The 15041-nt window shown below is 70.3% G+C and carries 12 protein-coding genes; 11 read left to right on the forward strand and 1 reads right to left on the reverse strand.

The features are described from left to right. Window positions 1-42 precede the first annotated feature (42 nt). Genes G6N60_RS05260 through G6N60_RS05270 form a run of 3 tightly spaced genes read left to right on the forward strand, consistent with a single transcriptional unit; the run spans window position 43 to window position 3844 of the window. Window positions 43-2334 carry a xanthine dehydrogenase family protein molybdopterin-binding subunit gene (locus G6N60_RS05260; RefSeq protein ID WP_163733510.1) on the forward strand — a complete coding sequence of 764 codons (2292 nt, stop codon included), beginning with the start codon at window positions 43-45 and terminating at the stop codon, window positions 2332-2334. Next, window positions 2331-2858: a (2Fe-2S)-binding protein gene (locus G6N60_RS05265; protein ID WP_163733514.1), complete on the forward strand. Its 528-nt coding sequence runs from the start codon at window positions 2331-2333 to the stop codon at window positions 2856-2858. Before G6N60_RS05260 ends, G6N60_RS05265 begins: the two co-directional genes overlap by 4 nt. Beyond that, window positions 2855-3844, forward strand: a complete 990-nt coding sequence (locus G6N60_RS05270) for an FAD binding domain-containing protein (RefSeq protein WP_163733517.1) — start codon at window positions 2855-2857, stop codon at window positions 3842-3844. Before G6N60_RS05265 ends, G6N60_RS05270 begins: the two co-directional genes overlap by 4 nt. 48 nt (window positions 3845-3892) lie before the next feature. Here G6N60_RS05270 and G6N60_RS05275 read toward each other — a convergent pair whose 3' ends face one another. Continuing rightward, window positions 3893-4876: an amidohydrolase family protein gene (locus G6N60_RS05275; RefSeq protein ID WP_163733520.1), complete on the reverse strand. Its 984-nt coding sequence runs from the start codon at window positions 4874-4876 to the stop codon at window positions 3893-3895. 266 nt (window positions 4877-5142) lie between these two features. Here G6N60_RS05275 and G6N60_RS05280 point away from each other — a divergent pair, with 266 nt between their 5' ends. The 8 genes from G6N60_RS05280 (at window position 5143) to G6N60_RS05315 (ending at window position 15030) form a co-directional block, all read left to right on the forward strand. Then, window positions 5143-6123 carry a helix-turn-helix transcriptional regulator gene (locus G6N60_RS05280; protein WP_163733522.1) on the forward strand — a complete coding sequence of 327 codons (981 nt, stop codon included), beginning with the start codon at window positions 5143-5145 and terminating at the stop codon, window positions 6121-6123. Between the two features lie 19 nt (window positions 6124-6142). Next, window positions 6143-10249, forward strand: coding sequence for a glycoside hydrolase family 38 N-terminal domain-containing protein (locus tag G6N60_RS05285; protein WP_163733525.1), 4107 nt, complete (start codon window positions 6143-6145; stop codon window positions 10247-10249). Next, on the forward strand, window positions 10246-10845 hold the full coding sequence (locus G6N60_RS05290; protein ID WP_163733527.1) for a DUF7158 domain-containing protein: 600 nt from the start codon (window positions 10246-10248) through the stop codon (window positions 10843-10845). Before G6N60_RS05285 ends, G6N60_RS05290 begins: the two co-directional genes overlap by 4 nt. After that, complete coding sequence (locus G6N60_RS05295) at window positions 10845-11750, forward strand: ROK family protein (RefSeq protein WP_163733531.1); 906 nt, start codon at window positions 10845-10847, stop codon at window positions 11748-11750. Before G6N60_RS05290 ends, G6N60_RS05295 begins: the two co-directional genes overlap by 1 nt. A 295-nt stretch (window positions 11751-12045) precedes the next feature. Then, on the forward strand, window positions 12046-12585 hold the full coding sequence (gene rplJ, locus G6N60_RS05300) for a 50S ribosomal protein L10 (RefSeq protein WP_163733534.1): 540 nt from the start codon (window positions 12046-12048) through the stop codon (window positions 12583-12585). A gap of 46 nt (window positions 12586-12631) precedes the next feature. Beyond that, window positions 12632-13021 carry a 50S ribosomal protein L7/L12 gene (gene rplL, locus G6N60_RS05305; protein ID WP_163733537.1) on the forward strand — a complete coding sequence of 130 codons (390 nt, stop codon included), beginning with the start codon at window positions 12632-12634 and terminating at the stop codon, window positions 13019-13021. A 186-nt stretch (window positions 13022-13207) separates the two neighbouring features. Beyond that, window positions 13208-14293, forward strand: coding sequence for an ABC transporter ATP-binding protein (locus tag G6N60_RS05310; RefSeq protein WP_163733540.1), 1086 nt, complete (start codon window positions 13208-13210; stop codon window positions 14291-14293). After that, window positions 14290-15030 (forward strand): class I SAM-dependent methyltransferase, encoded by a 741-nt coding sequence (locus G6N60_RS05315; RefSeq protein ID WP_163733543.1) that lies wholly within the window; start codon window positions 14290-14292, stop codon window positions 15028-15030. The genes G6N60_RS05310 and G6N60_RS05315 overlap by 4 nt, the downstream gene beginning before the upstream one ends. The last annotated feature ends 11 nt before the right edge of the window (window positions 15031-15041 follow it).

The following is a 15041-nucleotide window of genomic DNA, read 5'->3' on the forward strand; positions in this document are numbered from 1 at the left end:
GATGACCCACGGTGGTTCCCCGTTGCCCGTCAGGCACGCTCGGTGACGGCGACCGCGACCGGTCAGCAGGTGGGACGATCGGTCGACCGGGTCGAGGGTCGCGACAAGGTCACCGGCCGAGCCCGCTATACCGCCGACAACGACGTCCCGGGCCTGCTGCACGCCGTGCTGGTGCAGTCGCAGATCCCGCAGGGCACCATCACCGCCGAGTCGATGACCACCAGTGCGGCGCGCGCGTCGGCGGCACCGGGCGTAGCTCTGGTGCTGACTCCGCTGAACTGCCCGGCGCTGGGTGAACCACCCCGGCACCTGAGCGATGACCTGCCGCTGGAACGCCGGCCCCCGCTGTCCGACCTGAGCGTGCAGCACGTCGGGCAACACGTCGCCGTCGTCGTCGCCGACACGCTGGAGAACGCGGTCGACGCGGCGTCGTCGTTCGACCTCGCCTATGAGCTCGGCGCTCCATATACGTCCGCTGCGCAAGTCCTGCGGGAGCCGACCCCCGCCGACGGCCCCGACGGGCGGGTGCGGCACGGTGTCTACCAACCAGACCACTTCGTCAAACTGGTCGAGGAGAAGCTCCAGGATCACCGCGGGCCGGCGGCCGAACCGCACGGTGCGACCCACGTCGCGGCGCAGTACACCACTGCGGTCAATAGTCACTACCCGATCGAACTGTCGGCGACCATCGCCCAGTGGGATGACGACGTTCTCACGGTGTACGACACCACCCGGTGGATCAGCGGTGAACGCACCGCCCTGGCGGCCTACCTGAACATCCCGGAAACCGACATCAGGATCTTGTCACCCCTGGTCGGTGGCGCGTTCGGAGCCAAGAGCTTCCTGTGGATGCACGTCGCGCTGTGCGCGGTCGCAGCCCGGGAGTTGCGGCGACCGGTCAAGCTGGTCCTCACCCGCAGTCAGATGTTCACCTCCACGGGGCACCGGCCCCGCACCCAACAGCACGTGAGTCTGGTGGCCGACGACCACGCGGCGATCCAGAGCACCGAGCAGCACACGCTCACCGAAACCTCCACCGTCGCGCACTTCTGCGAACCGGTCGGGCTGTCGGCCCGGTTCCTCTACCATTCGCCGCGCCTGGTGGTCTCTCACACCGTGGCTCGAATCAATTCTCCGACACCGTGTTTCATGCGGGGTCCGGGTGAGGCGCCAGGGCTGTTCGCGTTGGAGGTCGCGATGGACGAGCTCGCCTACGCCGCCGGCATCGACCCGGTGGAGCTGCGTCTGCGCAACGACACCGAGTTCGATCAAGCCAGCGGGCGCCCCTGGTCGGCCAAGCACCTGCGCGAGTGCTACCGCGCCGGTGCAGCCCGCTTCGGCTGGGCGGACCGCCCGATGCGGCCACGGTCGTTGCACCGCAACGACGTTCGAGTCGGATGGGGGATGGCCACGGCCACCTACCCCGGCCGACGCATGGCCGCCGGCTGCCGCGTCAGCACGGCTCGCTCGGGTGCCGTTCTGTTCGAGTCGGCGACCCACGAGGTGGGCACCGGCGTACGCACGGTCATGACCCAGGTCGCCGCCGACGCCACCGGTCTGAGGTTCGACGACGTCGCCTTCGCCTCCGGTGACTCCCTGTTTCCCGCAGCCCCCTACAGCGGCGCCTCCCAGACGACGGCCACGGTCGGTTCGGCGGTCGTGCTGGCCGCCGGGCAGTGGCGCCGGCGGTTGCTCGACCTCGCCGTCGCCATGCCGGGGTCACCGCTCTTTGGCCTCGACGCCTCCGCCGTGTCGCTGAACCTCGGTGTGCTCAGTGCCGGCGCGGTGTCGCTGTCCGTGGCCGACCTGGTCGGGCGGTTGTCCCCCGCCGACCTCGCCACGCTGACGTTCACGGTGTCCAGTGGCGGTCCCGACGACGACGCGCCCACCTCACAGTCCTTTGGTGCCCACTTCTGCGAAGTCGAGGTCGACGAACTCATCGGACGTGCCACGGTCACGCGGTGGGTCGCCGTGATGGACTGCGGCCGGGTCCTCAACCCCAAGCTGGCCCGCAACCAGGTGATGGGCGGCATCACCTTCGGACTGGGCATGGCACTCCTGGAACAGGTGCCCTACGACGCGCACACCGCGCAGCTCATCGGCGAGTACTACGTCCCCACCCATGCGGATCGACCCGACTTCGACATCAGCTTCGTCGACGGCGCCGACTACGCCCTCGACCCCTTGGGTGTGCGTGGCATCGGCGAGATCGGTACCTGCGGAGTGCCGGCCGCCATCGCCAACGCCATCCATCACGCCACCGGACGACGGTTGCGCGACGTGCCGATCACCGTGGAGAACCTGATGACGCCCTTCGACGAGGAAATCCGATGAACGTGACGTTGACCATCAACGGGACCACCGTCACCGTGCCCACCGACGTGCGGACCACGCTGCTCGATCTGCTGCGGGAACGCCTTCATCTGACCGGCACCAAGAAGGGCTGCGACCACGGACTGTGCGGCGCCTGCACGGTCGCGGTCGACGACGAACGGGTCGTCAGCTGTCTGACGCTGGCCGTGTCGATCGACGGCGCCTCGGTCGTCACCGTCGAGGGCATCGCCGACGGGGAGGACCTGCACCCGATCCAACGCGCGTTCCTCGAGCACGACGGATTCCAGTGCGGCTACTGCACACCGGGGCAGATCTCGTCCGCTCACGCGATGTTGCGCGAACACGCTCGCGGTGACCTGTCCGCGGAGTCGTTCGGCGCCGGCTGCGAACGCGTCTGCTCCGGACGCGTCGCCCTCACCGACGCCGAGATCAGAGAACGCATGGCCGGCAACGTATGTCGGTGCGGCGCCTACGCCAACATCGTCGCCGCGATCAGCGCCGTTGCCGACGAGCACACGCGATGAAGACGTTCGCGTTCGAATACGCCAGCAGTGTGCAGGGTGCGGTCGCCACCGTCGCCGCCACCGGCGGCAAGTTCTATGCCGGCGGCACCAACCTGCTCGATCTCATGAAGGGCGGCGTCGAGCGACCATCGACGCTCGTCGACGTCGGACGCCTCGGCTTGCGGCAGGTCACCACCACCGCGTCCGGAGGCGTCCTCATCGATGCGGGTGTGACCAACTCCGCCATCGCCAACCACCGATTGGTCCGTACCCAGTATCCGGTGCTCTCGCAGGCGATTCTGTCCGGCGCCACCACGCAGCTGCGAAACATGGCCACCGCCGGCGGCAACCTCCTACAGCGCACTCGGTGCCCGTACTTCATGGACGTCTCCTTCGCGCGTTGCAACAAGCGGATGCCCGGCACCGGATGTGCGGCTCGCGACGGTTTCAACCGCGAACACGCGGTGTTCGGGGCCAGCCAGCACTGCGTGGCGACCCATCCCTCGGACATGGCGGTCGCGCTGGCGATCCTCGACGCCACGGTGCACGTGCACGGCCCCGACGGACCCCGCACGATCGCCATCGGCGACTTCTTCCGGCTGCCCGGCGACACCCCGCACCTGGACAACCAGTTGGCCCCGGCGGATCTCGTCGTCGGCATCGAGCTACCGCCATCGAGGTTCGCCGACCGCAGCTGGTACCTCAAGGTCCGCGACCGGCACAGCTACGCCTTCGCCCTCGTATCGGTGGCGGCCGGTCTGCACGTCGTCGACGGCGTCATCACCGAAGCGGCCCTCGCACTCGGTGGGGTCGCCGCCACGCCGTGGCGCCTCACCGACGCCGAAGCCATTCTGGTCGGCAACCGACCCGGCCCGGAGGTCTTCCGGCGGGCGAGCCGTATCGCGATGGCCGGAGCAGTTCCCTTGAGCCAGAACGGCTTCAAGATCGACCTTGGTCGCCACAGCGTGTTGCGCACCCTGACCCGGGCCGCCGAAGGTCCGCGGTGACCACGTGCACCGCGGACGTCCCGGCACGCGTTGCGCCGACCGACGGGCCTACCCGGTCGGCAGTCCGAGGTAGCTCATCGCCGCGCGGATGAGCGCCGCGCGGCCAGGACCGTGCTCGACGGCGAACCGGGACGGGTCGGCTTCGGCCATGTCGAAGGGGTAGTCGCTACCGCAGACGACGCGGTCGGATCCGGCGAGAGCACACAGCAGTTCGAGTTGACGCGAATCGTGGGTCACGGTGTCGAAGAACAATTCTGCGAAGGGCTCCCGCGGGGGCCGACTCGACGCGGAACGAACGTCGGCACGCATCGTCCAGCCGTGGTTCCACCGGCCGAGAAGTCCTGGGGCGCAACCACCTCCGTGGACGAAGCAGATTCGCAAGCGCGGAAGCGAGTCCTTGATGCCACTGAGTATGAGTGAGGCCACCGCGGTGGCGGACTCGACCGGGTTGCCGATCAGGTTGGTCAGGTAGTAGCTCGCCCATTCGGGTCGCGGCAGCTGCATCGGATGAACGAGCACCGCCAGCTCCAAGCGTTCCGCCTCGCGCAGGACGTGATGCATCGGCGGCCCGTCGAGCGATCGTCCGTTGGCCACGGGGGGAATCGCGATGCCGGCGATGCCTTCGGTCTGCGCCAGTTCCTCCATCTGACTGGTCGCCGCCCCGGCATCGGCGAGGGTGACGATCCCCAGTCCGAGCAGCGCACCGCCACCGTCGGCGACCACGCCCGCCAACGCGCGGTTGAAGTCCCCGACATAGGTGTCGGCCGCCGTTCCCGGTTCGAGGGGAAAGGCGAACGGCGGTGCGGAGAGGACCCGAGCGCCGACGTCGGCGCGGCGCATGTCGTCCTCGATGGCATCGACGTCACTCATCGCGCTGGTCGCAATGGACAGCGGAAGGTCGCCGAGGTAGAGCTGTCCGTCGCGGTCGTGCAGGGCGGCGTGCGGTCCGGTGCCGGGCAGCTCGAACAGTTCGCGGGGCAACCAGTGGGCGTGCACGTCGACGACCCCGGGTCGCAACGGTCGGGTGATCATGCGGCGGGATGCGCGATCGGCAGGGCGGTGTCAAAGACGTTGTCAGTCATACTATTTCCTTCTCGTTCGCGGTCCAGTCCATCGAGTCGTCACCACCGCGCGGGTAGAACGGCGTGCTTGGAGGTGATGACGCTCGAGCCCTCGCCACCGGGCCCTCTCGTCGATGCCGACTTCACGATGCCCCGCCGGTGGACGACTGTCATCGGTAAGCTGACTGAATACAGTCAGCCCGTGCAGAGAACGCCGACGGTGCCGCAGGTGAGACCGTGAACGCAGGTGATACGCGCCGAGAATCGACGACGGGCCGCGTGCTGCAGCTACTGGGGCTGCTGCAGTCCCGCCGCGTGTGGAGCGGCGAGGAACTCGCCGAACGGCTTGGCGTGACGGGCCGCAGCGTGCGGCGGGACGTCGAACGCCTGCGGGACCTGGGCTACCCCGTGCACGCCAGCAAGGGCCACGGCGGCGGGTACCGGCTCGGCGCAGGCGCGGCGCTGCCGCCGCTGCTGCTCGACGCCGACGAGGCCGTCGCGATGGCCGTCTGTCTGCGGGTCGCGGCGGGCGGCAGCGTGGCAGGCGTCGGCGAGTCCGCGCTGCGCGCGCTGACCAAGCTCGACCAGGTCATGCCGTCGCGGTTGCGATCCCAGGTCGCGGCGGTGCACGACGCGACCACGACACTGACGTCGGGTCGGACCGAGGCGCTCGTGGCGCCCGACGTCCTGATGACGCTGGCGCGCGCCAGCCGCGACCGCGAGCACGTCACGGCCGGGTACGTCGACCGCGACGGCAACGCCACCGAACGACGGCTGGAGCCCTACCAGTTGGTGACGACCGGCCGCCGGTGGTACCTGCTCTGCTACGACCGCGACCGCGACGACTGGCGCAGCCTGCGCCTCGACCGCATGACCGGGGTGACCGCCCGCGGCACCACCTTCACCCCGCGCTCGGCGCCCGACGCGGCGAGCTACGTACGCCGCGCGATCACCGCGTCCCCGTACCGCTACGTCGCGCGGGTGCGATACCAGGCGTCGAAGGACGTTGTGGCGCAGTCGTTCTCCGATGCCTCGGCAGAGATCGAAGCCGAGGGTCCGGACACGTGCATCGTGACCGCAGGCGCCGACGAGGCCGAACGCCTGGTGCCGTGGCTGGCCCTCCCCGGCGTCGAATTCGAGGTTCTCGAACCGCCGGAGGTGATCGCCGCGGTACGCGAGGTCGCCGACCGGCTGCTGCGGGCCCACGCGCGGAGGTGACCGCACGTAGGGTGGCGGCATGCACGTCACCTCGGTGGAGTCGACGGAGCTCTTCATCGGTGCCGCCGAGCCGCTGCAACTGGTGCGGGTGCACTACCTGCTCGGCACCCATCCGGCCCCGGTGAGCGTCGAGGGTCCGGGCCTGCAGACGGCGGGCGAGGCGAGGGCGGCGCGGCGCGGCCGGGTCCTCGAGGTGCCCGTGCGGGTGAGCGACCCGGTCGTCGGTGAGCGGCGGCCCGCGCGACTGCTCACCGGCCGCAGCGCCGTGGACTTCGACTTCGTCGTCGCCGAGCCGGGGTGGACGATGTACCTGATCAGCCACTTCCACTACGACCCGGTCTGGTGGAACACCCAGGCGGCCTACACCAGCGCGTGGACCGCCGAGCCGCCGGGCCGCGCCAGGCAGACCAACGGGCTCGAGCTGGTCAACGCGCACCTCGAGATGGCCCGGCGGGAACCGGAATACGCGTTCGTCCTGGCCGAGGTCGACTACCTCAAGCCCTACTGGGACACCAACCCCGAGGATCGCGACGAGCTGCGTCGCCTCATCGCCGACGGGCGCGTCGAGGTGATGGGTGGCACCTACAACGAACCCAACACCAACCTGACGAGTCCCGAGACGGCGATCCGTAACTTCGTGCACGGCATGGGATTTCAACGTGACGTCATGGGGGCGCACCCCGCCACGGCATGGCAACTCGACGTGTTCGGTCACGACCCGCAGTTCCCCGGGATGGCCGCCGACGCCGGGCTGACGTCCAGCTCGTGGGCGCGCGGGCCGTTCCACCAGTGGGGTCCCATGGCCGACGACGGCGACCCCGAGCGCATGCAGTTCGCCAGTGAATTCGAGTGGATGGCGCCCTCGGGCCGCGGGCTGCTGACCCACTACATGCCCGCGCACTACTCGGCCGGGTGGTGGATGGACTCGTCGACGTCGCTGGACGAGGCCGAACACGCGACCTACGAACTGTTCTCGAAGATGAAGAAGGTCGCGCTGACGCGCAACGTGCTGCTGCCCGTCGGCACCGACTACACCCCACCCAACCGATGGGTGACCGAGATCCACCGCGACTGGAATGCGCGCTACTCCTGGCCGCGGTTCGTCTGCGCGGTGCCGAGTGAGTTCTTCTCCGCGGTGCGTGCCGAGATCGACGAACGCGGCCTGACGCCGTCGCCGCAGAGCCGCGACATGAACCCTATCTACACCGGCAAGGACGTCTCCTACGTCGACACCAAGCAGGCCAACCGGGCCGCCGAGAACGCCGTGCTGCACGCCGAGCGGTTCGCCGTGTTCGCCGGTCTGCTCACCGGCGCCACCTACCCCGAGGCGGCGCTCGCGAAGGCGTGGGTGCAGCTGTCCTACGGCGCCCACCACGACGCCATCACCGGATCGCAGTCCGACCAGGTCTATCTGGACCTGCTGACCAGTTGGCGCGACGCGTGGGAGCTGGGCAGCGGAGCCCGCGATGCCGCACTGCGGCTGCTGTCCGCCGCGGTCGGTGGCTCGGTCGTGGTGTGGAATCCGCTGGCGCACAGGCGGACCGACGTGGTGACGATGCGGGTGGACGAACCGTTCGACGGCGCGCTCGTCGACCACGACGGCCACGCAGTGCCGGTGCTGGCCGACGACGACGGCCACACCCTCAGCTGGCTGGCCCGCGACGTGCCCTCGCTGGGGTGGCGGTCCTACCGGATCGCGCCCGGGAACGCCTGCGCGACATGGGAGCCGCGGCCCGGTGACGGCATCGCCAACGAGTTCTACGCGCTGCGCGTGGACCCCGCGCGTGGCGGCGCCGTGTCGTCGCTCGTGACCGACGGCCGCGAGTTGATCGCCGACGGTCGCGTCGGCAACGAGCTGGCCGTCTACGACGAGTACTCCGCGCATCCCAAGGCCGGGGAGGGGCCGTGGCATCTGCTGCCCAAGGGGCCGGTCATCACGTCGGCGGCTGCCGCCGCCGCATCGGTGCAGCACTACCGCAGCCCCCTCGGCGAGCGCGTCGTGGTCACCGGGCGGATCCGGGACCTGTTGACCTACCGCCAGACACTGACCCTGTGGCATGGCGTCGACCGGGTGGACTGCCGCACCACGATCGACGGCTTCACCGGAGCCGACCGGATGCTGCGGTTGCGCTGGCCGTGTCCCGTGCCGGGGGCGATGCCCGTCAGCGAGGTGGGTGACGCCGTGATCGGTCGCGGCTTCGGCCTGACGCACGATCGCGGCTCGACGAAAGCCGTTGACAGCGCCCGGTTTCCGTCGACCCTGGACAACCCCGCCTACGGGTGGTTCGGGCTGTCCTCGGCGGTGCGGGTGCGGTTTCGCCATGGCGTCAGGGCCATCTCGGTCGCGGAGGTGATCTCGCCGGACGGTGGCGCGCACCCGCTGGTGCGCGAGCTCGTGGTGGCGCTGGCGCGGGCCGGCGTGACGGCCACCTGCTCGGGCGCGGAGTCGGCCCGCTACGGCGACCTCGCCGTCGACTCGAACCTGCCCGACGTCCGCATCGCCATCGGCGGACCCGACGTCAACCCGTTCACCCGCTCGGTCCTCGGTGCCACGTCGAGTTCGTCTGAGCGACTCTGGGTTTCGGCCGACCGTGCGCTCGGCGACGTGTGGGTGCCGGGTGCGGACCTGCGCGGCGTGCGTGCCCTGCCCGTGCTGGTCGTGCAGGAGACGGCCCTGGCTGCCCTGATCGAGGACCTGCGCGACGCCGAGATCGTCGTCGACCAGGACGTCCCCGGCGAGGAGTTCGAGGACCGCACCGTCGCGGTGTTCAACCGTGGGGTGCCGAGTTTCGCGGTCGACTCCGACGGCACCCTGCTCACGTCGCTGATGCGGTCGTGCACCGGCTGGCCGTCGGGCACCTGGATCGACCCGCCCCGCCGCACCGCGCCCGACGGGTCGACCTTCCAGCAGCAGCACTGGACCCACGCGTTCGACTATGCCGTCGTCAGCGGCGTCGGCGACTGGCGTGCCGCCGACATCCCCTCGCGCAGCAACGAATTCGGCCAGGAGCTGCTCGTCGGCGTCCCCGACCCCGGCCGCCCTGGGGCTCTTCCACCGGCGGGATCGCTGCTGGAGGTGCAGCCCGCGCGCGACGTGGCCCTGGGAGCGCTGAAGGCGCTCGGCAATCCGACCGCCGCCGGCAGCCGACGGCGAGCCGAGCCCCGCGACGGCGTCGCGCTGCGGCTCGTCGAGACTCGAGGCAGCACGACCGACGTCGTGATCACCTCGGGGCTGGGGAACGTGACGGCGCCGCGGCGACTCGACCTCCTCGAGCACCCCGTGGCCGACGACGACCGCGGACTGCGGCTGGACGGCTATGAGATCGCGACCTTCGGCATCGGGCTCGACCTGCCGCGCGTGCTCGACGCCGACGGCACCGCGCTGGCCCCGGAAGCCGAAGCGGCACAACCGCTCTACGCCCGCTACTGGCTGCACGATCGGGGCCCCGCCCCGCTGGGTGGCCTGCCCGCCGTCGCGCACCTGCATCCGCACCAGCTCGCCGTCGACGCGGACGCGCCCGTCCGAGTGCACCTCACCGCCGCGAGCGACGCCACCGACGGGCCGCTGCGCGGACGGGTGCGGCTGAGCTGCCCACCGGGGTGGACGGCGGCGCCCGACGACCTGCCGTTCGACCTGCCGTCCGGTGAGTACCTGGAGTCGGCGCTGGACCTGGTGATGCCGCCGGGGACCGCGCCCGGGCTCTACCCGCTGCGGGCCCAGCTCGAGATCACGAGCGAGGACGTCCCACCAGCCTGGCACCAGGTGGTCGAGGACGTCTGCGTGATCGCCGTCGGGGCGACCGACGACCGCGTGCTGCGGCTGGTGCGCGACCCCGAACCCGTCGTCGTCGCGGCGGGCCGCCGGGCGACCCTCTCGGTGGTCGTGGGCACCGACGCGTGGACCGACCTCGCCGTCGAAGCGCATCTGATAAGCCCGTGGGGAACCTGGGAGTGGTTGGGGCCCAACGTCATCGGCGCCGACGTCCCCGCCAGGGGCACCGTCGAGCTGACCTTCCAGGCGGCGCCGCCGCACGGGGTGGAGCCAGGGGAATGGTGGGCGCTGATCCGGGTCGCCTGCGCGGGGGAGCTGGTGTATTCGCCTGCGGTTGCGGTGGTCGTCCAGTGAGCGCCGTCGTCGCCACGGTCGGCGACGCGGCGGTCCTCGTCACCGAGCTCGACGCCAGCGAGCGCCGGCTGCGGTCGACCGCCCTGGCGAGCGCGCTGCCGCGGCCGGGCACCAGCGAGGGGCGCCAACTGCGTCGCTGGCTCACTCAGGTGCTCGTCACCGCGCGGGTGGTGGCCACCGAGGCAGCGGCGCTGGGGCTGACCGCCGAACGCGCACCGACCGAGGACGACCTCCTGCCCGACGCGGCCGCCCGGCTGGAGCTCGGCAGCGTGGCCGCCGCGGTCCTCGAGGACGCCATCGCGCGGGCGCTGTTCGTCCGCGTGACGACGAGCGTGCGGGTGGGGGCCGACGAGGTCGCCGACTACCACGCCCGCAACCCCTTCCGGTTCAGCAGCCGGGCCGGGTGGGGCGACCGTCGCGCCGCCCCGGCGCTGGAGGACGTGCGCGCCGCGATTACCGAGCACCTGCTGGGGTCGGCCCGTCGGCGCGCGTTCCGCAGCTGGCTGGACGCCCGCCGCGCCGAGGTGGTGCACCTGGCCCCCGGTTACGAACATCCCGGTGATCCCCGCCAGCCCGACAACACCCACCGACACTGATGAGCGCATCGACCCTCGCTCTCGACGTCGGCGGCACCAAGCTCGCCGTGGGACTCGTCGACCCCGACGGCGTGCTGCTGCACCACGCGCAGTCCCCGACGCCCCACGGCGACGCCGGAGAGATCTGGGCCGTCGCCGAACGGCTGCTGACCGAGGCGCTCGCCGCGGCCGACGGCGACGTGCGGGGCGTCGGCATCGGGTCCGCGGGTCCGATCGATCTGCCGACCGGCACCATCAGTCCCATCAACATCGTTGCCTGGCAACGCTTTCCGATCGTGGCGAAGGCGCAGGCGTGCACCGGGCTGCCCGTGCGTCTCGGCGGCGACGGGTTGTGCATGGCCATGGGGGAGTGGTGGCGCGGCGCCGGCCGCGGGGCGCGGTTCATGCTCGGCATGGTCGTCTCGACGGGCATCGGGGGCGGCCTCGTCCTCGACGGGGCGCCGTACGACGGGCGCACGGGCAACGCGGGGCACGTGGGGCACGTCGTCGTCGAGCCCGGCGGGGAGCTCTGCACCTGCGGTGGCCACGGGTGCGTCGAAACCGTCGCGGCCGGGCCACGGCTGGCGCGCTGGGCGCGCGCCAACGGGTGGAGCGCTGGACCGGACGCCGACGCGAAGCAGCTCGCCGACGCCGCCGCCGCGGGTGACCCCGTCGCGCTGAGGGCCTTCGCGAGGGGAGCCGACGCCCTCGCCAGGATGATCGCGTCGGTGGCGGCGGTGTGCGATCTGGACCTGGTGGTCGTCGGCGGCGGCGTCGCGAGGTCCGGCCCACTGCTCTTCGACCCGCTGCACGCGGCGCTCGGCCACCATGCGGGCCTGGACTTCCTCCGCGATCTGCGCGTGGTGCCCGCCGAGCTGGGGGGAGATGCCGGCCTGGTCGGTGCGGCCGCGCTCTTCAACGCCTGATCGCGCGCGATTCGTGGAAGTCCAGGAGCGGTGAGCGCTCCTCGAACGCCGCGAATCGTCGGCGTTTTGGCTGATCGGGTGGGCATCGGCTACCCTTGAGCCGTTCCACCGAAGACCGTCGGTCACCGAGCAATCGGTTGAAGGTCCCGGATCACCCGGGCGGCCCACGCAGGAGGACCGAGTAGTAGTGATGATTCACGCCCCGGGCCGCTCTGCGCCGGGGCGTTCGTCGTCTCTGGGCCCCTCGCGACGTGATTCGGTGACGACACCCGAAATCATCCACGAGGAGGCATGCATGGCCAAGGCTGACAAGGCCACCGCGGTTGCCGACATCGCCGAACGGTTCAAGGAGGCGACGGCCACCGTCGTCACCGAGTACCGCGGACTGACGGTCGCCAACCTCGCCGCACTGCGCAAGTCGCTCGGCGAGTCGGCCACCTACACGGTCGCCAAGAACACGCTGGTCAAGCGGGCAGCGTCCGACGCCGGCATCGAAGGGCTCGACGAGCTGTTCGCCGGACCCACGGCGATCGCGTTCATCAACGGTGAGCCGGTCGACGCCGCCAAGGCGATCAAGACCTTTGCCAAGGACAACAAGGCACTGGTCATCAAGGGCGGCTACATGGACGGTCACGCGCTGACCGTCTCCGAAGTCGAGCGCATCGCGGACCTCGAGTCGCGCGAGGTGCTGCTGGCCAAGCTGGCCGGCGCCATGAAGGGCAAGACGAGCCAGGCCGCAGCGCTGTTCGCGGCTCCCGCGTCTCAGATCGCCCGACTGGCCGCAGCTCTGCAGGAAAAGAAGGCCGCAGAGGGTTCGCCCGAGCCCGCCGCCTGACCCGAACCACCCCACCACCCGTACGTAACAAGGAAGGACCACCACCATGGCCAAGCTCAGCACCGACGAATTGCTCGACGCCTTCAAGGAAATGACCCTGCTGGAGCTCTCGGAGTTCGTGAAGCAGTTCGAGGAGACCTTCGACGTCACCGCGGCCGCCCCGGTCGCCGTGGCCGCCGCGGGCCCCGCCGGTGGCGCCCCCGCCGAAGCCGCCGAGGAGCAGTCGGAATTCGACGTCATCCTCGAAGGTGCCGGCGACAAGAAGATCGGCGTCATCAAGGTCGTCCGCGAGATCGTCTCCGGCCTGGGCCTCAAGGAGGCCAAGGACCTCGTCGACAGCGCCCCCAAGCCGCTGCTCGAGAAGGTCAACAAGGAGGCCGCCGACGACGCCAAGGCCAAGCTCGAGGCCGCCGGCGCATCGGTCACCGTCAAGTAGTCGTTCGCAGTTCACGCGGGGCCCGGCCGGAGACGGTCGGGCCCCGTGTGGCGTTTGAGGGACTGCTGGCAAACGCGCCCGGTGCTCGCAATGATGTGTTGCCAGAATTGTGCGTAGGCTACAGTGACTCAAGCCACAGGCGGGTGGCTGGTTGGCGAGCACATTGCACTGGCGGAAGGATCGCGTGTGGGCATCGGTATTCAGGTTGAGGGACTGACCAAGTCCTTCGGGCCCCAGCGAATTTGGGAGGACGTCACGTTCGACCTCCCGGCCGGGGAGGTCAGCGTGCTGCTGGGCCCGTCCGGTACCGGCAAGTCGGTGTTCTTGAAGTCGCTGATCGGTCTGCTGCGCCCCGAGCGCGGCAAGATCATCGTCGACGGCACGAACATCATCGAGTGCTCGGCCAAGGAGCTCTACGAGATCCGCACCCTGTTCGGCGTCATGTTTCAGGACGGTGCGTTGTTCGGGTCGATGAGCCTGTATGACAACACCGCGTTCCCACTTCGTGAGCACACGAAGAAGAAGGAATCCGAGATCCGTCAGATCGTGATGGAGAAGCTGGACCTGGTCGGTCTCACCGGGGACGAGACGAAGTTCCCCGGGGAGATCTCCGGTGGTATGCGCAAGCGCGCCGGGCTGGCCCGTTCGCTGGTGCTGGATCCGCAGATCATCTTGTGCGACGAGCCGGACTCGGGTCTGGACCCGGTGCGTACGGCGTATCTGTCGCAGTTGCTGATCGACATCAACGCTCAGATCGACTGCACGATCCTGATCGTGACGCACAACATCAACATCGCCCGTACGGTGCCCGACAACATGGGGATGCTGTTCCGCAAGCACCTGGTGATGTTCGGTCCGCGCGAGGTGCTGTTGACCTCCGATGAGCCGGTGGTCAAGCAGTTCCTCAACGGTCGCCGGATCGGGCCGATCGGCATGTCGGAGGAGAAGGACGAGTCGACGATGGCCGAGGAGCAGGCCATGATCGACGCGGGTCACCACGATGGTGGTACCGAGGAGATCGAGGGCGTGCCGCCGCAGGTGAATGCGACCCCGGGCATGCCGGAGCGCAAGGCGGTCGGGCGTCGTCAGGCGCGGGTGCGCGAGATCATGCACACGCTGCCGCCGGCTGCGCAGGAGGCCATCCGCGCCGACCTCGACGGCACCAACCAGCATCCCGGCTACAACCCGGACAACGACGCCACCGCCCGGCACCGCAACCAGGTCGCCGACGAGGAAGCCAACACGGCGTCCATCCCCGCCGCCTCGGAGTGACGGCGCCCGGTCAGCCCGACCGGCGCATCCGAGCCCTGCTGAACCGTCCCGCCTCCGACGTCGACGGCTACTTCGACGTCATGGGTGACGCCACGGTGCCGCAGACCACCGGGCAACGCGTGATGGGGTCGGCGACGCTGCCAAAGATCTACGAACGGCTCTGGCGGCCCGTGCTGTTCCGCGGCTTCACCGCGCGCACCACCGCGCAGGAGGACCGGCACAAGCTACGGCTGCTCGACATCCGTCCCGGGGACACGGTCCTCGACGTCGCCTGCGGTCCGGGCAACACCACCCGAACGTTGCTCGACGCCGTCGGGGCGCAGGGGCTGGCGGTCGGCGTCGACAGCTCCCCGACGATGCTCGCCCGGGCGGTCGACGACACCGTCCCCGGCACCCCGGTGGGCTACGTGCGGGCCGACGCGGTCGACCTGCCGTTCGGCGACGCCACGTTCGACGCCGTGAGTTGCTATGGCGCGCTCTACCTGATGGACGACCCCCTCGGGGCGTTGCGCGAGATGATCCGGCTGCTGAAACCCGGCGGTCGCATCGCGGTCCTGACGACGTGCGTCAGGGGGCCCGCCCCGGTGCGACGACTGGCCGTCGCCGCCTCCCGGGTGGCGCCGCTGCGGCTGTTCGACGTCGACGAGGTCACCGCGGTCCTGCGCGAGGCGGGACTGCAGGACGTCACCAGGAGCGTGTCGGCGGCGTCGCAGACCGTCGGTGGCCGACGGCCCTGACGTCGAAAGCC

It is taken from the genome of Mycolicibacterium madagascariense (assembly GCF_010729665.1).
GTDB lineage: Bacteria > Actinomycetota > Actinomycetes > Mycobacteriales > Mycobacteriaceae > Mycobacterium > Mycobacterium madagascariense.